Source organism: Streptomyces sp. NPDC002076, assembly GCF_053593835.1.
In genome coordinates, this window is record NZ_JBSFDI010000006.1 from 210,865 (window position 1) to 230,276 (window position 19,412).

The window sequence follows — 19,412 nt, forward strand, 5'->3', positions numbered from 1 at the left end:
CTGTGGGGGGCCTGGCTCAGGCGAGCGCCCGCACGGCCGCGGTGGCGAAGCCGTGGTCCTGCTCCGGCGCACCCCCGCCGACGCCGATCGCGCCGATCAGACGGCCGTCCCGGTGGACGGGCACTCCGCCCGCGATGAACAGCAGGGGTCGGTCCAGGGCCGTGGGCAGCGTGTGGAAGAGGCCGCCCGGCTGCACGGCGTCGACCAGGTCGGCGGTGGGGGTGTTCAGCTGGAGTGCCGTGTAGGCCTTGCGGGTGCTGGTCTCGCCGGAGATCAGCACGGCCCGGTCGTCCCGGCGGAAGGCGAGCAGATGGCCGCCCGCGTCCAGGACGGTGACGCTGACGGTGGCCCCGGCCTCCTCGGCCGCGCGTCGGGCCGTGGCGACGAGCAGTTCGGCGTCCTCGATGGACAGCGGGGCGACGGCGGTGGTGCTCATGGAAACTTTCTCCTCGGGTGTAGCACGGCGGGGGTGTTTGCCGTACCGGGGCTGAGAGCCCCGGCACGGAGGTCTTGGGGATTCGGGTGCGGTGCCCAGTGGTGCATGGGACTCAGCGGTGCACCGGCGTCTGCCGGCCGGCGGACGTCCCGGCGGCGACCAGGGTGCTGCGGGCGCCGTCGCGGCGCTCCAGCGCCGCCGACAGGACGGCGAGGACCAGGGCCGCCGCGGCGAGGGCGGCGCCGACCCAGTTCGGAGCCGTGTAGCCGAAGCCGGCGGCGATCACGATGCCGCCGAGCCAGGCGGACAGCGCGTTGCCCAGGTTGAAGGCGCCGATGTTCACGGCCGACGCCAGGGTCGGCGCACCGTGCGCCTGGTCGAGCACGCGCTTCTGCAGCGGCGGTACGGTCGCGAAGCCCAGGGCGCCGATCAGGGCGATGGTCACGGCTGCCGCGATCTTGTTGTGCGCGGTGAGCGTGAAGAGCGCCAGGACGAGGGCCAGGGCGCCCAGCGAGACGTACAGCATCGGCATCAGGGCACGGTCGGCGAACTTGCCGCCGATGAGGTTGCCGCCGACCATGCCGAGGCCGAACAGGACCAGCAGCCAGGTCACCGAGCCGTCGGCGAAGCCCGCGATGTGGGTCATCATCGGGGCGATGTAGGTGATGGCCGCGAAGACGCCGCCGAAGCCGAGGACAGTCATCGCCATGGCGAGCAGGACCTGGGCGTTCTTGAAGGCGGCCAGCTCGTGGCGCAGGTGCACACCCTCGGGCCGCGGCATCTCGGGCACCAGCCTGGCGATGCCGGCGAGGCCGACGACCCCCAGGGCGGCGACGATGCCGAACGTGACGCGCCAGCCGACGTGCTGGCCGATGAGCGTGCCCAGCGGGACGCCAATGACATTGGCGACGGTCAGACCGGTGAACATCATGGCGATGGCGCCGGCCTTCTTGTGGGGCGCCACCAGCTCGGCCGCCACGACGGAGCCGATACCGAAGAAGGCGCCGTGCGCGAGCGAGGCCACCACGCGTCCGATCAGCATGATCGCAAAGGTGGGCGCAACCGCCGAGAGCAGGTTTCCGGCGATGAAGAGGCCCATCAGCAGCATCAGCATGCGTTTGCGCGAGACCTTGGTGCCGAGCACGGTCATCAGCGGGGCACCGATGACCACGCCGAGCGCGTAGCCCGTCACGAGCAGGCCCGCCGTGGGGATGGAGACCCCGAAGTCGCTCGCGACCTCGGGCAGCAAGCCCATGATCACGAATTCGGTCGTTCCGATTCCGAAGGCCCCGATCGCGAGGGCCAGGAGCGCGAGAGGCATGGAGGGGTACACCTTCCAGACGATTGCATGTGCGCTTTGCGTGCGTTCACAATAGTTGCAGACGCGGGCTAAATGCAACCGCGCACTATTGCGGACTTGCTCTACCCTTGACGCAGCCGCTCCGGGACGGAGGAGAACACCAATGACAGCGACGGACCCCGCGCTCACTGCTCTCGCACAGGGCTGGTGCGCCCTCTCTGCCCTGCACGGAAGAATCGAGGGGCACATCGAGCGCGCCCTACAGGCGAAGCACGACCTGAGCGTGCGCGAGTACTCGCTGCTCGATGTACTGAGCCGCCAGCACGACGGCGAAGGGGGCCATCTGCAGATGAAGCAGGTCGCCGACGCGGTCGTCCTCAGCCAGAGCGCCACCACACGCCTGGTGACCCGGCTTGAGGACCGCGGCCTGCTGGAGCGCTACCTGTGCCCCACCGACCGGCGCGGCATCTACACCAACGTCACCGAGGCGGGCCTGCGACTGCTGGAAGAGGCCCGCCCCACCAATGACGCCGCCCTGCGCGAGGCTCTGGACGAGGCCGCCAGGAACCCCGAACTGGCCCCGCTGGTACGGGTCGTGGAGTCGCTGAACGTACCGGCATAGGGTGCACGCATGGGAGATCTTGAAATACGGCATGCGACCGCAGCCGACCTTCCCGCGATCGTCGCGATGCTCGCCGACGATCCGCTCGGTGCCCAGCGCGAGTCCCCCGACGACATGACCCCGTACCGGGCCGCTCTGGGACGCCTGGAGACCGACCCGAACCAGCATCTCGTCGTCGCCGTTCGCGACGGCCGGGTGATCGGGACGCTCCAGCTCACGATCATTCCGGGGCTCTCCCACAAGGGAGCCACCCGCGCGCTCATCGAGGCCGTCCGCATCCACGCGGATGAACGGGGCAGTGGGCTGGGCAGCCTATTGATCGAGTGGGCCATCGACACCGCCCGTCGACTGGAGTGCCGGATGGTGCAACTGACGTCCGACAAGACACGCACCGACGCCCATCGCTTCTACGAACGGCTCGGTTTCAGCGCCACGCACGAGGGCTTCAAACTGCCGCTCTGACAGTGCCGCCGAGCCAGGAGCACCACAGGGGGTGTGTTTCACGTGAAACACACCCCCTGTGCCGTGGAGGTCTAACCGATCCCCCTCCACCCCTCGGGGTCCACACCGCCGGGGACCGACGCCTCCGGGTCGTACGGCTGCCGTGTGAACACGAACGAGCCGAGATCGAGATGACTCAGGGGTCCGTCCGTGCGTCGTACCGGCCGCAGAAGCTCTCCGGCGAAGTAGCCCTCCAGTCCCGTCCAGGTGCCGTCACCGTTGGAGCGGAAGCGGGAACGCCGGCCGCTTCCGGTGAGCGGACCGAGCGTGAGAAGGCCGTCGGCATTCACCCGAAGACCGTATCCATTGGTCCCCCAGTACCACTGTCCCGCCAGCTCCAGGACCGATGGGTCGACCTCGCGCAGCGGGCGCCAGGGCTCCGGGATCCGCGGCTCCGCCTCGGCCACGATCCGCACCAGATCGGCGCCCACCGCTCCCAGCAGCGGTCCACTGGTGCAGTTGGCAAGCAGCACGGCGGCCACGTCGTCCTCGACGCTGAGGGTGAGGTTCGCCAGGAAGCCCGGCAGCGAACCGGAGTGGCCGACCAGGAGCCGGCCGTCACGGAGCTGAATCTGCAGACCGAGCCCGTACGCGGCCCCGTCCAGCACGTCCGCCGCCTCGGCCGGCGCCGCAGGTGTGCGCATCTCCCGCACCGACTCCGCGCTCAGCACCCGGTCGTCACCCGCGGCCAGAAATGCGGCGAACCGCGCCAGGTCCCCCGTGGTAGACCACAGCTGACCGGCCGGTGCCATCCTGCCCAGGTCCTCCAGTGGCTCCGGCAGCATCGCGTCCGCCCATGGATGCACGGCCCATCCCCCGGCATGCGGAGCCTGCGGCTGCGTGCTCGTACGGTGCAGCCCGAGCGGCTCGAGGATCTCGCCGCGCAGCACCTCCTCCCAGGGAGCGCCTCGCAGCTCCTCCACCAGTGCGCCGAGCACCGTATAGCCGGGGTTGGAGTAGTGGTGCCGTCGGCCGACGGGGTGCAGCAGGGGCTGCTCGCCAAGTACATCGCTGAGCTCCGGGCGCAGGGTGCCCGGGGTCCGCTCCCACCAGGGCGCGGGCGACTCGGCCGCCAAGCCAGCGGTATGCGCGAGCAGTTGGGCGATCGTCGCCTCGCCCGCGCCGGTGCCGGGCAGATGCTTCTCCAGCGGGTCACCGAGGTCGAGCAGGCCCTCGTCGCGCAGCCGCATCACCAAGACGGCGGTGAAGGTCTTGGTGATGGACCCGATCCTGTACTGCACGGTCTCGTCCGGCCCGTGCCCGTCCACCGAGGTCCGCGCCCCGTGCCACACGGCCTGTCCGCCCCGCACCACGGCCGCGACCAGCGAGGGCGCCCGCCCTTCGGCCTGGGCCACGGCGATCCGGCGCAGCAGGGCGCGGCGCGTTCCGGGGAGCAGCTCTTCCTGAGATGACGTCATGCGCCCAGTCCATCTGCTGTGACGGCGGACGTCGAGTTCATTTGTGCGGGCGGAAGCCGTCCGATGTCGTGGGGCGGGATGGTCCATTGCATCACCGTCTCGTCCACCTCGTCGGCTTCGAGCGGGACCGGACACACCCGGCCGCCATCGCGTTCACCGCGGTGCTTGATCGACTGATCACCCAGGCCGCCTCGCCAGGCAGTCAGCCCAGTGACAGGAGCGGCCGCCTCGGCCACCGGGAGGTCGAGCCATCCGTGCGGTCCAGCGCAGCCGTGCTGCGCGATCCGCTCGCCGCCGAACTGCGCGTCCGCGTATCGGCCCCAGTAGGTGACGTCAGCGGGCCCGTCGGCCGACAGCGACCGATTCGAGCGCGACCCGTCAGCGACATCGGCGGGCGTTGAGCCGGGCGGCCTGGCGCGTCAGGTGGTCGCGCTCGGCGAGGTTGGGGGCCTTGTGGGCCGCCTCGGCGTACAGCCGTGCCGCCGTGGCCAGGTCACCGTCGCGCTCATGGAGATACGCCGCCACCGCGGTGTGGCGAGGCAGTGAGGCGTCCAGCGCCGCGAGCGCCGCCAGGCCGGCGCGTGGTCCGTCGGCCTCCCCGACGGCGACCGCGCGGTTGAGCCGGACGACCGGGCTGTCGGTCAGGCGCGTGAGCTCGTCGTACCACTCGACGATCTGCACCCAGTCGGTCTCCTGGGCGGTGGGCGCGTCAGCGTGGAGTGCCGCGATGGCGGCCTGGGCCTGGAACTCGCCCAGCCGGTCACGGGCGAGGGCCGCCTGGAGGATCCCGATGCCCTCGGCGATCAACGCGGTGTCCCACCGGCCGCGGTCCTGCTCGGCGAGCGGCACCAGGCTGCCGTCGGACGCGGTCCGGGCGGCACGCCGAGCGTGGTGGAGCAGCATCAGGGCGAGCAGCCCCGCCGCCTCGGGGTGGTCGACGGCGGCCGCGAGCTGCCGGGTGAGCCGGATGGCCTCGGCGGCGAGGTCGACATCGCCGGAGTAGCCCTCGTTGAAGACCAGGTAGAGGACGCGCAGCACGGTGGCGACATCGCCGGGCTGATCGAATCGCACGTCGGAGACGGTGCGCTTGGCCCGGCTGATGCGTTGCGCCATGGTCGCCTCGGGCACCAGGTAGGCCTGGGCGATCTGGCGGGTGGTCAGCCCGCCGACAGCGCGCAGCGTGAGCGCGACGGCGGACGACGGCGTCAGCGACGGGTGGGCGCACAGAAAGTAGAGCTGGAGCGTGTCGTCCACCGCGGACGCGGGCCCGGCCGCCGGCTCCTCCTCGACGCGGTCCTCACGCCGGCGGCGGGCGGCGTCGGCTCGCATCGCGTCGAGGTACCGGCGCCAGGCCACGGTGACCAGCCAGCCCTTCGCATCCCGCGGAGGGTCGGCCGGCCAGACGCGGAGTGCCTCGACGAGCGCGTCCTGCACGGCGTCCTCGGCCGCCGCGAAGTCGGCTCCGCGGCGGACGAGGATGGCGAGCACGCTCGGCGTGAGGCTCCGGAGCAGGACCTCGTCCATCGATCAGGTCACTCCATGACGGTGCAGTGCCCGGCCAGGAACGGGCGCACCTCGAGCCACTCGTGGATCGGCTTCCCGCCCGCGCCAGGGGCGGCCGACAGTTCCCCGGCCAGCTCGATGGCGCGCTCGTAGCTGTCGGCGTCGATCACCATCCAGCCGGCGATGAGGTCCTTGGTCTCGGCGAACGGGCCGTCGGTGACCGGCGGGCGCCCCTCACCGTCGTACCGGACGAAGGTCCCCTCGGGGGCGAGCGCCTGGCTGTCGACGAACTCACCGGTCTGCTCGAGGCGGGCCGCGAAGTCGCGCATGTACTGCACGTGGGCCGAGATCTCCTCCGGCGTCCACTGTTCCATCGGCACGTCGTTGACCGAAGCCGGGGCGCCGCGGTAATGCTTCAGCAGCAGGTACTTGGCCATCGTGGTTCTCCTCGGTACTCGTGCGACCCATTGTGGTCGCGTTCACCCCGGGGACGGAGCCGGACGCGGGTTCTCGACATCGCCGTCCGATTTCCTTGGATCGCACGGGCCGGGCGGTGGCGGAGCTGCCAACGTGCCTGATGCCGCCGGTAGGGGAGAGTGCCAACACGGCGCTGCTCGAAGGCGCCCTGCTCGGCCTCGAGCTGGCCACGCATCCGGACGACTTTCCCGCCGCCGTCAATGAATACGAACGCGAGATGTTCGAACACACCAGCGCTGCCGTCCGGACGCCCGCGGACATGCAGGAACTGCCGACGTCGTCGGACGCCGCCCAGAAAATGCTCGCATTCTTCCAACCTGACGGAATCTGAGCCCTACAAGCTTCGGATCAGGTCTGGGCCATGTCCACGAAGCGGGAGTAGTGGCCCTGGAAGGCCACCGTGATGGTGGCCGTGGGGCCGTTACGGTGCTTGGCCACGATCAGGTCGGCCTCGCCCGCGCGCGGGGACTCCTTCTCGTACGCGTCCTCGCGGTGCAGCAGGATGACCATGTCGGCGTCCTGCTCGATGGAGCCGGACTCACGCAGGTCGGAGACCATCGGCTTCTTGTCCGTGCGCTGCTCGGGACCACGGTTGAGCTGCGAGAGCGCGATGACGGGGATCTCCAGCTCCTTGGCGAGCAGCTTGAGGTTACGGGACATGTCCGAGACCTCCTGCTGGCGGCTCTCGGCGCGCTTGGAGCCGCCGGACTGCATCAGCTGGAGGTAGTCGATGACGACCAGCTTCAGGTCGTTGCGCTGCTTCAGGCGCCGGCACTTGGCGCGGATCTCCATCATCGACAGGTTGGGGGAGTCGTCGATGTAGAGCGGTGCGGCCGAGACGTCCGGCATACGGCGGGCGAGCCGGGTCCAGTCCTCGTCGGTCATCGTGCCGGACCGCATGTGGTGCAGGGCGACCCGGGCCTCGGCGGACAGCAGACGCATCGCGATCTCGTTGCGGCCCATCTCGAGGGAGAAGATGACGCTCGGCAGGTTGTGCTTGATCGAGGCGGCTCGCGCGAAGTCCAGGGCGAGCGTCGACTTACCCATGGCGGGCCGGGCGGCGATGACGATCATCTGGCCCGGGTGCAGACCGTTCGTCAGCGAGTCGAAGTCGGTGAAGCCGGTCGGCACGCCGGTCATCTCGCCGCTGCGTGAGCCGATCGCCTCGATCTCGTCGAGGGCGCCCTCCATGATGTCGCCGAGCGGGAGATAGTCCTCACTGGTGCGCTGCTCGGTGACGGCGTAGATCTCGGCCTGGGCGCGGTTGACGATCTCGTCCACATCGCCGTCGGCCGCGTATCCCATCTGTGTGATGCGCGTGCCCGCTTCGACCAGGCGGCGCAGCACCGCCCGCTCATGGACGATCTCCGCGTAGTACTCGGCGTTGGCCGCCGTCGGCACCGTCTGGACGAGGCTGTGCAGATACGCGGCCCCGCCGACCTTGTTGATCTCGCCGCGCTTGGTGAGTTCGGCGGCGATGGTGATCGGGTCGGCCGGCTCGCCCTTGGCGTAGACGTCCAGGATCGCCTGGTAGATCGTCTCGTGCGCGGGCTTGTAGAAGTCGTGGCCCTTGAGGATCTCGACGACGTCGGCGATGGCGTCCTTGGACAGCAGCATGCCGCCAAGCACCGACTGCTCGGCGTCCAGGTCCTGCGGCGGCACCCGCTCGAAGGAAGAACCTCCGCCGTCCCAGGAGGCGTTCTCCCGGCCCCGGTCGTGCTGTTCGTCACGACCCCGGCCGCCGTCACCGCGTCGACGGGAGGCCGGCAGACGATCACTGGGTCCGGCGTCGGCCCACGGATCGTCCAAGGGCTCGGAAATGCTCACCGAGCCACCTCCTCCCGTCCGCGCGGCGGACCTCGCCGTGTCCTCTTTTGTACGGCACGACACTGACAATTGAGAGGCCCGGCTCCGGTTCCCACGCGTCGGATTTATGACGGTTCCCGGACCAGGGAAAGGGAGCTTTCCGGGCCGGAGGAAGGAGCGGGCGCCGGACCACGGTAGGCCCGTCGGCACCGTCAGCCAATCTGGTTATCCACAGGCCATGTGGACGACGGCCCGGATGCTGTGGAGAACTCACCGAAACCTGTGCACGACCCGGTGGACAGCCCTGTGAACAAGCCCTCCCTCCCACGCACAAGATCGCCTTGACCTGCGCCTTTACCGTCCACCGGCTGTGCAGAAGAAAAACTTCCCCAGTCGGGCCAAGTTCTCTTCGAACGGTGCGCGAAAGGACACACCCGGAGAGGAGAGGTAAGGGGCAAGCACGCATTGCATCACTTACCTGTGGACGATTAGATTAGTGCTCATGACACAGGCTCCCGCGATGCCCCAGGCCACCCGACCGCGGCACGACAGAGAGATCGTCGCGCTGGCCGTCCCGGCCTTCGGTGCACTCGTCGCCGAGCCTCTCTTCGTCATGGCGGACAGTGCCATCATCGGCCATCTCGGGACCGCACAGCTCGCCGGTCTCGGTGTCGCCTCGGCCCTGCTCACCACCGCGGTGAGCGTCTTCGTCTTTCTCGCCTACGCCACCACGGCCGCCGTGGCCCGGCGCGTCGGCGCCGGCGATCCACAGGCCGCGATCCGCCAGGGCATGGACGGCATCTGGCTGGCGCTGCTGCTCGGCATCGCCGTCATCGCCGCCGTTCTTCCCCTGGCTCCCGGCATCGTGGACCTGTTCGGCACCTCCTCGACCGCGGCCCCTTATGCCACCACGTATCTGCGTATCTCCTCGCTGGGCATCCCGGCGATGCTGATCGTCCTCGCCGCGACGGGAGTGCTCCGCGGGCTGCAGAACACCAGGACGTCGCTCTACGTCGCCGTCGCGGGCTTTGTCGCCAACGGCGCACTCAATGCGGGACTCGTCTACGGCGCAGGGCTCGGCATCGCCGGTTCGGCGTGGGGCACGGTCATCGCCCAGTGCGGCATGGCGGCCGTCTATCTGACCGTGGTCGTCCACGGGGCCCGTCGGCACGGTGCTTCCCTGCGTCCGGACGCCGCCGGAATCCGGGCTTCGGCTCAGGCAGGCGTTCCGCTCCTGGTCCGCACCCTGTCGCTGCGGGCGATCCTGATGATCGCGACGGCGGTCGCGGCGCATCTGGGTGACGCCGACATCGCCGCCCACCAGATCATCCTGTCCCTGTGGAGTCTGCTTGCCTTCGCCCTCGACGCGATAGCGATCGCGGGACAGGCCATCATTGGCCGCTATCTCGGTGCCAACGACGCGCAAGGAGCGCATGAGGCCTGCCGTCGCATGGTCCAGTGGGGCATCGCGACCGGAGTGGTCCTCGGTCTGCTCGTGGTGGCCACCCGCCCGCTGTTCCTGCCGCTGTTCACCAGTGACTCCGTGGTCAAGGACGCGGCGCTGCCCGCGCTGCTGATGGTGGCGCTCTCGCAACCCATCTGCGGGATCGTCTTCGTGCTGGACGGAGTCCTGATGGGAGCCGGCGACGGGCCCTACCTGGCCGGGGCCATGGTCGTCACCCTCGCGGTGTTCGCGCCGGTCGCCCTGCTCGTGCCCACCCTCGGCGGCGGTCTCACCGCGCTCTGGGCCGCGATGACCCTGATGATGACCGTCCGAATGCTGACCCTGTGGCTGCGCACACGCTCGGGTCGCTGGATCGTCACCGGCGCCACCCGCTGAACGGGTCGGCAGGGCCACCTCGTCCCTGTTTCACGTGAAACATGCCGCGCCTGCGCGCAGCGAATCCCGGCACCGACGCGAAGAGAGGCCGCCCCGCAAGGGACGGCCCCTCTCAGCTGCTCAAGCCGAGCGCAGCGTTACGCCGCGACGACCTCGATGTTGACCTTGGCGGCAACCTCGGGGTGCAGACGCACGGACGTCTCGTGGGCGCCCAGGGTCTTGATCGGCGCGGACAGCTCGATGCGGCGCTTGTCGACCTCGGGGCCACCAGAAGCCTTGATCGCGGACGCGATGTCGGCCGGGGTGACGGAGCCGAAGAGACGGCCGGCGTCGCCGGAGCGGACGGCCAGGCGGACCTTGACGCCCTCGAGCTGGGCCTTGACCTGGTTGGCCTGCTCGATGGTCTGGATCTCGTGGATCTTGCGAGCGCGACGGATCTGCTCGACGTCCTTCTCGCCACCCTTGGTCCAGCGGATAGCGAACTTCCGCGGGATCAGGTAGTTGCGAGCGTAACCGTCCTTGACGTCGACGACATCGCCCGCGGCACCGAGGCCGGAGACCTCGTGGGTGAGGATGATCTTCATGAGTCGGTCACCCTTCCCTTAGCGCGCGGTGGACGTGTAGGGCAGCAGCGCCATCTCACGGCTGTTCTTGACGGCCGTGGCGACGTCACGCTGGTGCTGCGTGCAGTTGCCGGTCACGCGGCGGGCACGGATCTTGCCACGGTCGGAAATGAACTTCCGCAGCATGTTCGTGTCCTTGTAGTCCACGTACGTGACCTTGTCCTTGCAGAAAGCGCAGACCTTCTTCTTCGGCTTGCGCACAGGCGGCTTCGCCATGGTGTTTCTCCTGTGTGATCAAGAAGTTTGGGTACGACCCGCCCTCGGCCGGACCGGTCCCTGAGGACCGGAAAGACCTAGAAGGGGGGCTCGTCCGAGTAGCCGCCACCGCCGCCGGAGCCTCCGCCCCAGCCACCGCCACCCTGCTGGCCGCCGGCGGGAGCGCCGGTCGCCCACGGGTCGTCGGCCGGAGCGCCGCCGCCCTGCTGGCCGCCACCGGGGCCTCCGCCCCAGCCGCCGCCACCCTGGCCGCCACCGCCGCCGTAACCACCCTGGCCACCGCGACCGCCACCGGCGGTCTTGGTGACCTTGGCCGTGGCGTTGCGCAGGCTGGGGCCGACTTCCTCGACGTCCAGCTCGTAGACCGTGCGCTTGACGCCCTCACGGTCCTCGTAGGACCGCTGCTTCAGGCGGCCCTGCACGATGACGCGCATGCCTCGCTGGAGCGACTCGGCGACGTTCTCCGCCGCCTGACGCCAGACCGAGCAGGTCAGGAAGAGGCTCTCGCCGTCCTTCCACTCGTTCGTCTGGCGGTCGAAGGTGCGGGGAGTGGACGCGACGCGGAACTTCGCGACCGCCGCACCGGACGGGGTGAAGCGCAGCTCGGGGTCGTCGACAAGATTGCCGATGACCGTGATGACGGTCTCGCCTGCCATGGGGGAACCTCTCGGCGGGTTTGCTGCTGGCTGCTTGGTGCTGCTACTCGAATCCCGGGATCAGCTGAGCGCGAAGGCTCAGTGCATCTCGGGGCGGAGGACCTTGGTCCGGAGGACCGACTCGTTCAGGTTCATCTGGCGGTCGAGCTCCTTGACGACCGCAGGCTCGGCCTGCAGGTCGATGACCGAGTAGATGCCCTCGGGCTTCTTCTTGATCTCGTAGGCGAGACGACGACGGCCCCAGGTGTCGATCTTCTCAACCTTGCCGCCACCGTCACGGACGACGGACAGGAAGTTCTCGATCAGCGGGGAGACAGCACGCTCCTCGAGATCGGGGTCGAGGATGACCATCACCTCGTAGTGACGCATGTGGAACCCACCTCCTTTGGACTCAGCGGCCACGGTCGTTCCGTGGCAGGAGGGTCGTGATGCGTACGCAACGGTATCGGCCGCCACTGACAATCGGGGGCCTCTCGGGGATCCCGCAGTGTTACCTGGGCAGGCGTGGGCAGACACCGGTGCAGACGGTACAGACTACCCGCACACCCGCTTCCGGTTGAAATCCGGCCGTGAGGACCGTCACCCTGTACACGTCGGGTGTGTACGGCGCTACTGTGCGCCGCCTTCCGCAGGAGGTGCCCATGGCACAGGCTTTGCATCCCAACATCGCCGGTTCCCTCTTCGCCACGGACGGCAAGCGCCGTCCGCTCCAGGACGCACTGACGGGGGCCACGCTCGTCCTCGGCGTGCTGGCCTTCATCACGTCCTTCTTTCACGGCCTGCACCTGCTGTCCTCGTGGACGGGCCTGGTGGGGCTGGGCGTCGGTATCTACGGACAGTGGATCTCGGTGACCACGCGAGAGCGCTTCGGGCTGGTGGTCGGCATGGGCGCCGCGGGAGTCGGTTTCCTCATCAGCATGGCCAACGGCGGATTGTTCGGCGGCCTCTTCTAAGCCGTACGCCCAGTCGGGGCGCTCGGACGGCGCAGTAGGCTTCGGCGCGAGAGCCGGAGCCCCTGTACCCATGGGGACACACCAGCCCGAGGAGCGCCCCGACATGAGCCTGACCCTGAGGACCATCAGCCGCGAGCAACATCTGGCCTACATCCAGAGCCTGCCGGCGGCGAGCCACATGCAGGTCCCGGCCTGGGCCGATGTGAAGGCGGAGTGGCGCTCGGAGAACCTCGGCTGGTTCGACGACCGCACCGGCGAGCTGGTCGGTGTGGGTCTGGTCCTCTACCGCCAGCTGCCCAAGATCAAGCGCTACCTCGCCTATCTCCCCGAGGGCCCGGTCATCAACTGGTTCGCGCCGAATCTGGACGACTGGATCCAGCCGATGCTGGCGCATCTGAAGCAGCAGGGCGCCTTCTCCGTGAAGATGGGCCCGCCGGTGATCATCCGGCGCTGGAACGCCGAGACCATCAAGAAGGGCATCCAGGACCAGGACGTCAAGCGTCTGCGGGACCTGGAGGCCGACTTCATCGAGCCGCGCGCCTTCGAGGTCGCCGACAAGCTGCGCCGTATGGGCTGGCAGCAGGGCGAGGACGGCGGCGCCGGCTTCGGTGACGTACAGCCGCGCTATGTCTTCCAGGTGCCGCTGGCGAACCGTTCCCTGGAAGAGGTCCACAAGAACCTCAACCAGCTGTGGCGGCGCAACATCAAGAAGGCCGAGAAGGCCGGCGTCGAGGTCGTCCAGGGCGGCTACCAGGACCTGGCCGAGTGGCAGCGGCTGTACGAGATCACCGCGGTGCGCGACCACTTCCGCCCGCGCCCGCTGTCGTACTTCCAGCGCATGTGGACGGCCCTCAACACCGAGGACCCGAACCGGATGCGGCTGTACTTCGCGCGGCACAACGGTGTGAACCTGTCCGCGGCGACGATGCTGATCGTCGGCGGACACGTCTGGTACTCCTACGGCGCCTCCGACAACATCGGCCGTGAGGTCCGGCCCTCGAACGCGATGCAGTGGCGGATGCTGCGCGACGCCTACGCGCTCGGCGCCACCGTCTACGACCTGCGCGGCATCTCCGACTCGCTGGACGAGACGGACCACCTCTTCGGTCTGATCCAGTTCAAGGTCGGCACCGGCGGTCAGGCCGCCGAGTACCTCGGCGAGTGGGACTTCCCGCTGAACAAGCTGCTCCACAAGGCGCTCGACATCTACATGTCGCGTCGCTGAGCCACGGGCGTTTGATTCCATAGGGTTCGCAGCTTTCACACCTCAGATACACCGCAGCCACGAGAAAGGTTCCGGGTCCGGCCATGGCGCTCACGCTCTACGTCGACACCGCGCGCTGGCGGGCGCACCACAAGCACGTGCAGGAGCAGTTCCCGGGACTCGTCCCGGTCTGCAAGGGCAACGGCTACGGCTTCGGGCACGAACGGCTGGCGGAGGAGGCCACGCGGCTGGGCGCGGACCTGCTCGCCGTCGGCACGACCTACGAGGCCGCGCGCATCAAGGACTTCTTCGGCGGTGACCTGCTGGTCCTGACGCCGTACCGACGCGGCGAGGAGCCCGTGCCGCTGCCCGACCGGGTGGTGCGCTCGGTGTCGTCCATCGACGGGGTGTACGGCCTCGTCGGCGCGCGCGTCGTCATCGAGGTGATGTCCTCGATGAAGCGGCACGGCATCAGCGAGCAGGATCTGCCGCAGCTGCACCAGGCCATAGAGAACGTCCGGCTGGAGGGCTTCGCCATCCATCTGCCGCTGGACCGCACCGACGGCTCGGACGCCGTCGAGGAGGTCATCGGCTGGATGGACCGGCTGCGCGCGGCCCGGCTGCCGCTGCACACGATGTTCGTCAGCCACGTCAAGGCCGACGAACTCGTCCGGCTCCAGCAGCAGTTCCCGCAGACCCGGTTCCGGGCCCGCATCGGCACGCGGCTGTGGCTGGGGGACCACGAGGCCACCGAGTACCGCGGTGCCGTCCTGGACGTCACGCGCGTGTCCAAGGGCGACCGGTTCGGCTACCGGCAGCAGAAGGCGGCCTCCGACGGCTTCCTGGTGGTCGTGGCGGGCGGTACGTCGCACGGGGTGGGCCTGGAGGCCCCGAAGGCCCTGCACGGCGTCATGCCGCGCGCCAAGGGCGTCGCACGGGCCGGCCTCGCCACGGTCAACCGGAACCTTTCTCCGTTCGTCTGGGGCGGCAAGCAGCGCTGGTTCGCCGAGCCGCCGCACATGCAGGTGTCGATCCTGTTCGTCCCCTCGGACGCCCCGGAGCCGAAGGTCGGCGACGAACTGGTGGCCCATCTGCGGCACACCACCACGCAGTTCGACCGCCTCGTGGACCACTGATCTCGGCCCGGGTCAGCGCCAAGGCCGTACACGCACCCCGCGTGTACGGCCTTCTTCATGGCCTTCCGGCCGTGCGTTCGCTCAGAGCGAACAGTCCTCGAAGGACGGTGACTCGGGCCTGCCCCAGTCCACCTGTGGCCCCTCGAAGTGGGCGGCGTGCCGCGGCGGATGGGCTGCCGCGCCGAGCACGAAGACGTCCTGCGCGCCGTCGAGCACCCCGCCCGAGGGGTCGTCGTCGCCCGACCGGCGCACCACGTCCCGCTCCGGCATGAGGATGTCCCGTACGACGACGGCGCACAGGTAGAGCGTGCCCACCAGGTGCAGCACGATCGACCAGTGATAGCCCTGCATCGGCAGCCCCTTGTGGGCGTCGCCGCTGGTCGTGTAGGCGAGGTACATCCAGATGCCGAGGAAGTACGCCACCTCGCACGCCTGCCAGATCAGGAGGTCCCGCCACTTGGGCCGGGCCAGGACCGCCAGCGGGACCAGCCACAGGACGTACTGCGGGGAGTAGACCTTGTTGGTCAGGATGAAGGCCGCCACCATCAGGAAGGCCAGCTGGGCGAAGCGCGGCCGGCGCGGCGCGGTGAAGGTCAGCGCGGCGATGCCGAGGAAGGACAGCACCACCAGAACCATGGCAGCCGCGTTCACAAAGCCGGTGCTGGGCGGGTTGGTGGAGTTCTGCGCCCAGATCAGCCAGAACGAGCCGAAGTCGATGCCCCGTTCCTGGCTGAACGTGTAGAACTTCGACCAGCCCTGGAAGGCGAAGAGCATCACCGGCGCGTTCACCACGAGCCAGGCGACGGCCGCACCGGCCACGGCCTGGGCGTACTCCCGCCACCTGCCGGCCCGCCAGCACAGCACGAGCAGCGGGCCCAGCAGGAACACGGGGTAGAGCTTCGCGGCCGTGGCGAGGCCCAGGAGGACACCGAACGCGACGGGACGGCTCCGGGACCACATCAGCATCGCGGCGGCCGTGAGCGCCACCGCCAGCAGGTCCCAGTTGATGGTCGCGGTGAGCACGAAGGCGGGCGCCAGGGCGACCAGCAGGCCGTCCCAGGGGCGCCGCGGGTGGGTGCGGGCCACACAGACGGCGATGACGGCCGCGCACACCATCAGCATCCCGGCGTTGACGAACCAGTACCACTGCTCCTGCTGCTGGATGCTGCCGCTGTGCGGGGTCAGCCAGGACGCCACCTCCATGAACACACCGGTCAGTACCGGGTATTCGAGGTAGCCCATGCCGCCGGAGATGTCGTCCGGGAGTCTGTCGAAGTACGGCACGAGATGGTCGGCGAACCCGCGACCCTGGTAGAGGTGCGGAATGTCCGAGTAGCAGGCCTTCGTGTACTGGCTGCTCGCGCCGAAGAACCAGGCGGTGTGGTAGCAGGGCGCCTTCTGGACCAGACCGAGGGCGAACATGCCGATCGCCACGAGCGCGACGACCCGGACGGGGGTCCACCAGGAGGTCCCGAGGAGGGCGCGCTGCCCCAGGGGGCCGCCGATCAGCTCGCTGCCGGCCCGGGCGATCTCGTCCTCACCGGTCGGCCGCACCGGCTCTGCCGTGGCGGGCCGCACGGGCTCGGGCTCGTGCCTGCTCGCGGGCGTCATCTCTGCACTGGGCATGGGGCACATCCTGCCGTACCTGTCTGAGAGCGGCGCGAAGCACAGCGAACTCTGCTCCAACGGCACCGGAAGACCAGACGTTCCCAGCGTACGCACAACGCAAGAGGCCGGTGTTCGCCGCGCGAAAGGCGCCGAACACCGGCCTGCAGCGTCGTCGGCCGTCAGCCTCCCTGTCCGCCCAAGAAGCCTCCGTTGCCGTTGCCCCGGGTGTTGCCTCCGGTCCCGGTCGTGTCGGTAACGGTCGGCGTCGGCGTCGGGCCTCCGTCGGTGCCGCCGTTGTTCGTGCCTCCGTTGTTGTCACAGTTCCAGCCCCAGCCGTTGCACGACTGGCTCGGCGAGGGCGAAGGAGTGATGGACGACTGGCTGGGCGACGGGCTCGGCGACGGGCTCGGCGACGGGCTCTGGGTCGCCGACGGGGACGGCGTCGGGCTCGGTTCGGCGTTGATCACCGTACCGATGGGCTGCGGCGTCGGGAAGTCCTTCACCGGCTGGCCCTTCAGCGCCTCGGCCATGTAGTCGTGCCAGATCTCGGCCGGGAACGAAGCACCGTGGATCTTCTCCTGGCCACCCGTTCCGTACATCTCCAGGAAGGTCCGCGCCTTGTTGTTCGCGTTGTCGTCCAGGCGGAACATGGTGATCGAGGTGGACAGCTGCGGGGTGTAGCCCACGAACCAGGCGGACTTGTTGCCGTCCGTCGTACCGGTCTTACCGGCCACCTCACGACCCGGAAGCTGGGCGTTGGTACCCGTTCCCTTGTCGACCACGGACTTCAGGACGTCGGTGACGTTGTCCGCCACCAGCGAGGTGAAGGCTTCCTTGGGCGCTGCCTCGTGCTTGAAGACCTGCCCGTCCTTGTTCTCGACCCTTTCCACCGAGTACGGGTCGTTCTGCTGGCCGCTCGCGGCGAAGGTGGCGTAGGCGCCGGCCATGCGGATCGCGCTCGGGTCGGACGTACCGATCGAGAACGACGGGTAGTTGGCGCTGGCGAGACTGCCCTTGAGGAGACCCGCGTCCAGCGCCGTCTGCTCGACCTTGTCCAGGCCGACGTCCATGCCCAGCTGGACGTACGCGGAGTTGACCGAGAGCTGCATGGCCTCACGAAGGTCGATCTTGTAGCTGGGCGGATTGACCGACTCGTTGCCGTCGTTGGTCTGGAGCCACTCCTTGCCGTTCTTGTCCGTCCAGACCGACCCGTCATAGTTCTTGATCTTGAGCTTGTTCTTTCCGCTGTACAGGCTCTTGGGAGAGACCTGGGTGCGCTCGTCCTGGGCCTGCTCGGGGCCCAGATGCGGGTTCCGCACGCCCCACTTCATGGCCGCCGCCAGCACGAACGGCTTGAAGGTCGAACCCACCTGGGCGCCGGTCGCGTCGGCGTTGTCGGTGAAGTGCTTGGTCGCGTCCTCGCCGCCGTAGATGGCCTTGATGGCACCCGTCGACGGGTCCACCGAGGCGCCGCCGAACTGGACGTGGGTGTCGGTCTTCGGTCGCAGCTTGGGCTTGATGTTCGCCTTCTGGACGTTCGTGACCGCGGCCTCCAGCGCCTTGACCTTCTTCTTGTCGAAGGTCGTGTAGATCCGGTAGCCGCCCTGCTGCAGCTTGTCCGCGGTGATCCCGGTCTTGTCGCTGTTGTTGACCAGGTAGGACTTGGCGAGGTCGACCAGATAGCCGATCTGGCCGCTCAGCCGGCTGTTCGACCTCGGGTTCTGCACATTCGGGAGCGTGGTGTAGTGAGCCCGCTCCGCGGCGCTCAGATGGCCGTACTTGACCATCTTGTCGAGGGTGTCCTGCATCTGCGCCAGGGCACGCTTCTTGTTCGCATCGGGGGTGGCAGCCGGGTCGAGCGAGGTGGCGCCCGCCGGGTCGTAGTAGGTGGCACCCTTCAGCATCGCCGCCAGGAAGGCGCACTCGCCCGGGTTCAGGTACTTGGCGTCCTTGTTGAAGTAGGCGCGGGAGGCCGCCTCGAGACCGTAGGCGCCCCGGCCGAAGTACGCCGAGTTCAGGTAGCCGGCCATGATCTGGTCCTTCGGGACCGTGGCGCCCACCTTGATCGCGACGAAGATCTCCTTGAACTTGCGGGTGATGGTCTGGGACTGGTCGTCCAGCATCGCGTTCTTGACGTACTGCTGGGTGATCGTCGAGCCACCCTGCGTCTGACCGCCCCGGGCCATGTTGAAGAGGGCGCGCGCGATGCCGTTCGGGTCCACGCCGCTGTCGGTCTCGAAGGTCTTGTTCTCCTGCGAGATGACGGCGTAGCGCATCTCCTTGGGGATGTCCGCGTAGTTGATGATCTGGCGGTTGACCTCCCCGCCGGTGGCGACCATCACCGAGCCGTCGGACCAGTAGAAGACGTTGTTCTGCGCCGTCGCCGTCTTGGCTATGTCGGGCACGCTGACCATCGCGTACCCGATGCCCGCCACGGCCACCAGGCTTCCGATGAAGCCGATGAACAGGCCCGACACGAGCTTCCAGGAGGGGACCCAGCGCCGCCAGCCGTACTTGTCGGCCCTGGGATAGTCGATGATCCGCTTCCTGCCGGGTGCCGTCGTCGCACGGCCCCTGCCGCGCCCGGGACCGGTCGGGCCGCCGGGGCCGCCGCGCCGGCCACCCGGGCCCGCGTTGTCGGCGCCTCTGCGGCGGCTGCCTCTCTGCGCCGCCCGGCGGGCCTCGGCACGGCCGCCGTAGGAACGCTCCTCACCTCCCTGACCACTGGAACGCGACCCATAGGAACTGGGCCCATAGGAGTCGGCTGGAGACTCGGTGGCGCCTCGCGGTGCCGCACGGCGACCGGAGGACGAACCGGGCTGGCCGCGTCGGGCCGCGGCACGTCCGCCTCCCTGCGGCTGCGGCGGTTTGCGACGGTGCTCGCTCATCGAACGACTACTCCTCGGGCAGGCGCACCCGTGCGCGCCTGGAACGGCGGCTGGTTTCCGGTCCCCCCGAAGTACGGATGTGGTCGGTTCTGCATTCACCCGTACTGCACCGGGGACGAGGACGTTCCCCCGGTGTCACTTGGTTCCCGGTGCTGTGCATGCCGCACAGACTACGCACCGCCAAAACCCACCGAGCCCTGAAGTTCACCCCAAAACAGGAAACAT

19 protein-coding genes are annotated in these 19,412 nt (G+C 68.9%); 7 read left to right on the forward strand and 12 right to left on the reverse strand.

The window, feature by feature from the left end; all coding sequences use genetic code 11:
- Positions 1 to 16: 16 nt before the first annotated feature.
- The gene (locus ACWCQS_RS15420) at positions 17 to 436 is read right to left on the reverse strand and encodes a GlcG/HbpS family heme-binding protein (protein WP_451004885.1); all 420 of its coding nucleotides are present in this window, start codon (positions 434 to 436) and stop codon (positions 17 to 19) included.
- Positions 437 to 548: 112 nt separating this feature from the next.
- Complete coding sequence (locus ACWCQS_RS15425; RefSeq protein WP_451004886.1) at positions 549 to 1,757, reverse strand: MFS transporter; 1,209 nt, start codon at positions 1,755 to 1,757, stop codon at positions 549 to 551.
- Positions 1,758 to 1,899: 142 nt separating this feature from the next.
- Here ACWCQS_RS15425 and ACWCQS_RS15430 point away from each other — a divergent pair, with 142 nt between their 5' ends.
- A complete protein-coding gene (locus ACWCQS_RS15430) occupies positions 1,900 to 2,358 on the forward strand; it encodes a MarR family winged helix-turn-helix transcriptional regulator (protein WP_451004887.1) in 459 nt (152 codons plus the stop codon).
- A 9-nt stretch (positions 2,359 to 2,367) separates the two neighbouring features.
- Positions 2,368 to 2,820: an N-acetyltransferase family protein gene (locus ACWCQS_RS15435; protein ID WP_451004888.1), complete on the forward strand. Its 453-nt coding sequence runs from the start codon at positions 2,368 to 2,370 to the stop codon at positions 2,818 to 2,820.
- A gap of 71 nt (positions 2,821 to 2,891) precedes the next feature.
- Here ACWCQS_RS15435 and ACWCQS_RS15440 read toward each other — a convergent pair whose 3' ends face one another.
- The 3 genes from ACWCQS_RS15440 to ACWCQS_RS15450 form a co-directional block, all read right to left on the reverse strand.
- The gene (locus ACWCQS_RS15440; RefSeq protein ID WP_451004889.1) at positions 2,892 to 4,277 is read right to left on the reverse strand and encodes a serine hydrolase domain-containing protein; all 1,386 of its coding nucleotides are present in this window, start codon (positions 4,275 to 4,277) and stop codon (positions 2,892 to 2,894) included.
- A 378-nt stretch (positions 4,278 to 4,655) separates the two neighbouring features.
- Positions 4,656 to 5,801: an RNA polymerase sigma factor gene (locus tag ACWCQS_RS15445; protein ID WP_451004890.1), complete on the reverse strand. Its 1,146-nt coding sequence runs from the start codon at positions 5,799 to 5,801 to the stop codon at positions 4,656 to 4,658.
- Positions 5,802 to 5,809: 8 nt separating this feature from the next.
- A complete protein-coding gene (locus tag ACWCQS_RS15450) occupies positions 5,810 to 6,217 on the reverse strand; it encodes a YciI family protein (protein WP_451004891.1) in 408 nt (135 codons plus the stop codon).
- 116 nt (positions 6,218 to 6,333) lie between these two features.
- On the opposite strand from ACWCQS_RS15450, the gene ACWCQS_RS15455 reads away from it, so the two are divergent.
- Positions 6,334 to 6,588: a hypothetical protein gene (locus ACWCQS_RS15455; protein WP_451004892.1), complete on the forward strand. Its 255-nt coding sequence runs from the start codon at positions 6,334 to 6,336 to the stop codon at positions 6,586 to 6,588.
- A gap of 17 nt (positions 6,589 to 6,605) precedes the next feature.
- Here ACWCQS_RS15455 and dnaB read toward each other — a convergent pair whose 3' ends face one another.
- A complete protein-coding gene (dnaB, locus tag ACWCQS_RS15460; RefSeq protein ID WP_365582234.1) occupies positions 6,606 to 8,084 on the reverse strand; it encodes a replicative DNA helicase in 1,479 nt (492 codons plus the stop codon).
- 481 nt (positions 8,085 to 8,565) lie between these two features.
- On the opposite strand from dnaB, the gene ACWCQS_RS15465 reads away from it, so the two are divergent.
- Positions 8,566 to 9,903: an MATE family efflux transporter gene (locus ACWCQS_RS15465; RefSeq protein WP_451004893.1), complete on the forward strand. Its 1,338-nt coding sequence runs from the start codon at positions 8,566 to 8,568 to the stop codon at positions 9,901 to 9,903.
- A 137-nt stretch (positions 9,904 to 10,040) separates the two neighbouring features.
- Here ACWCQS_RS15465 and rplI read toward each other — a convergent pair whose 3' ends face one another.
- The 4 genes from rplI to rpsF all read right to left on the reverse strand — a co-directional run bounded on the left by rplI (position 10,041) and on the right by rpsF (position 11,767).
- A complete protein-coding gene (gene rplI, locus ACWCQS_RS15470; RefSeq protein ID WP_189984877.1) occupies positions 10,041 to 10,487 on the reverse strand; it encodes a 50S ribosomal protein L9 in 447 nt (148 codons plus the stop codon).
- A gap of 18 nt (positions 10,488 to 10,505) precedes the next feature.
- On the reverse strand, positions 10,506 to 10,742 hold the full coding sequence (rpsR, locus tag ACWCQS_RS15475; protein WP_003949403.1) for a 30S ribosomal protein S18: 237 nt from the start codon (positions 10,740 to 10,742) through the stop codon (positions 10,506 to 10,508).
- Positions 10,743 to 10,819: 77 nt separating this feature from the next.
- Positions 10,820 to 11,398, reverse strand: coding sequence for a single-stranded DNA-binding protein (locus tag ACWCQS_RS15480; protein ID WP_451004894.1), 579 nt, complete (start codon positions 11,396 to 11,398; stop codon positions 10,820 to 10,822).
- 78 nt (positions 11,399 to 11,476) lie between these two features.
- Complete coding sequence (gene rpsF, locus ACWCQS_RS15485) at positions 11,477 to 11,767, reverse strand: 30S ribosomal protein S6 (RefSeq protein WP_351601015.1); 291 nt, start codon at positions 11,765 to 11,767, stop codon at positions 11,477 to 11,479.
- Positions 11,768 to 12,039: 272 nt separating this feature from the next.
- Between rpsF and ACWCQS_RS15490 the strand changes: the two genes are divergently transcribed.
- From ACWCQS_RS15490 to ACWCQS_RS15500, 3 genes are all read left to right on the forward strand, one after another.
- Entirely contained in the window at positions 12,040 to 12,351 is a 312-nt protein-coding gene (locus ACWCQS_RS15490; RefSeq protein ID WP_388622743.1) for a hypothetical protein, read from the forward strand.
- Positions 12,352 to 12,454: 103 nt separating this feature from the next.
- A complete protein-coding gene (gene femX, locus ACWCQS_RS15495; RefSeq protein WP_351601021.1) occupies positions 12,455 to 13,576 on the forward strand; it encodes a peptidoglycan bridge formation glycyltransferase FemX in 1,122 nt (373 codons plus the stop codon).
- An 83-nt stretch (positions 13,577 to 13,659) separates the two neighbouring features.
- Entirely contained in the window at positions 13,660 to 14,691 is a 1,032-nt protein-coding gene (locus ACWCQS_RS15500; RefSeq protein WP_451004895.1) for an alanine racemase, read from the forward strand.
- Positions 14,692 to 14,772: 81 nt separating this feature from the next.
- Here the strand turns inward: ACWCQS_RS15500 and ACWCQS_RS15505 are convergent, their stop codons facing one another.
- Complete coding sequence (locus ACWCQS_RS15505) at positions 14,773 to 16,317, reverse strand: glycosyltransferase family 87 protein (RefSeq protein ID WP_451004896.1); 1,545 nt, start codon at positions 16,315 to 16,317, stop codon at positions 14,773 to 14,775.
- 161 nt (positions 16,318 to 16,478) lie between these two features.
- Entirely contained in the window at positions 16,479 to 19,187 is a 2,709-nt protein-coding gene (locus tag ACWCQS_RS15510) for a transglycosylase domain-containing protein (protein ID WP_451004897.1), read from the reverse strand.
- Positions 19,188 to 19,412 lie beyond the last annotated feature (225 nt).

Excerpts from the sequence above, each read along its gene's own strand:
- ACWCQS_RS15480 (WP_451004894.1), bottom strand. The coding sequence starts at position 11,398 with ATGGCAGGCGAGACCGTCATCACGGTCATCGGCAATCTTGTCGACGAC.
- ACWCQS_RS15440 (WP_451004889.1), bottom strand. The coding sequence starts at position 4,277 with ATGACGTCATCTCAGGAAGAGCTGCTCCCCGGAACGCGCCGCGCCCTG.
- ACWCQS_RS15450 (WP_451004891.1), bottom strand. The coding sequence starts at position 6,217 with ATGGCCAAGTACCTGCTGCTGAAGCATTACCGCGGCGCCCCGGCTTCG.
- ACWCQS_RS15505 (WP_451004896.1), bottom strand. The coding sequence starts at position 16,317 with ATGCCCAGTGCAGAGATGACGCCCGCGAGCAGGCACGAGCCCGAGCCC.
- ACWCQS_RS15465 (WP_451004893.1), top strand. The coding sequence starts at position 8,566 with ATGACACAGGCTCCCGCGATGCCCCAGGCCACCCGACCGCGGCACGAC.
- ACWCQS_RS15435 (WP_451004888.1), top strand. The coding sequence starts at position 2,368 with ATGGGAGATCTTGAAATACGGCATGCGACCGCAGCCGACCTTCCCGCG.
- femX (WP_351601021.1), top strand. The coding sequence starts at position 12,455 with ATGAGCCTGACCCTGAGGACCATCAGCCGCGAGCAACATCTGGCCTAC.
- ACWCQS_RS15425 (WP_451004886.1), bottom strand. The coding sequence starts at position 1,757 with ATGCCTCTCGCGCTCCTGGCCCTCGCGATCGGGGCCTTCGGAATCGGA.
- rpsF (WP_351601015.1), bottom strand. The coding sequence starts at position 11,767 with ATGCGTCACTACGAGGTGATGGTCATCCTCGACCCCGATCTCGAGGAG.
- ACWCQS_RS15430 (WP_451004887.1), top strand. The coding sequence starts at position 1,900 with ATGACAGCGACGGACCCCGCGCTCACTGCTCTCGCACAGGGCTGGTGC.
- ACWCQS_RS15490 (WP_388622743.1), top strand. The coding sequence starts at position 12,040 with ATGGCACAGGCTTTGCATCCCAACATCGCCGGTTCCCTCTTCGCCACG.
- rplI (WP_189984877.1), bottom strand. The coding sequence starts at position 10,487 with ATGAAGATCATCCTCACCCACGAGGTCTCCGGCCTCGGTGCCGCGGGC.
- ACWCQS_RS15445 (WP_451004890.1), bottom strand. The coding sequence starts at position 5,801 with ATGGACGAGGTCCTGCTCCGGAGCCTCACGCCGAGCGTGCTCGCCATC.
- ACWCQS_RS15420 (WP_451004885.1), bottom strand. The coding sequence starts at position 436 with ATGAGCACCACCGCCGTCGCCCCGCTGTCCATCGAGGACGCCGAACTG.
- ACWCQS_RS15510 (WP_451004897.1), bottom strand. The coding sequence starts at position 19,187 with ATGAGCGAGCACCGTCGCAAACCGCCGCAGCCGCAGGGAGGCGGACGT.
- rpsR (WP_003949403.1), bottom strand. The coding sequence starts at position 10,742 with ATGGCGAAGCCGCCTGTGCGCAAGCCGAAGAAGAAGGTCTGCGCTTTC.
- ACWCQS_RS15500 (WP_451004895.1), top strand. The coding sequence starts at position 13,660 with ATGGCGCTCACGCTCTACGTCGACACCGCGCGCTGGCGGGCGCACCAC.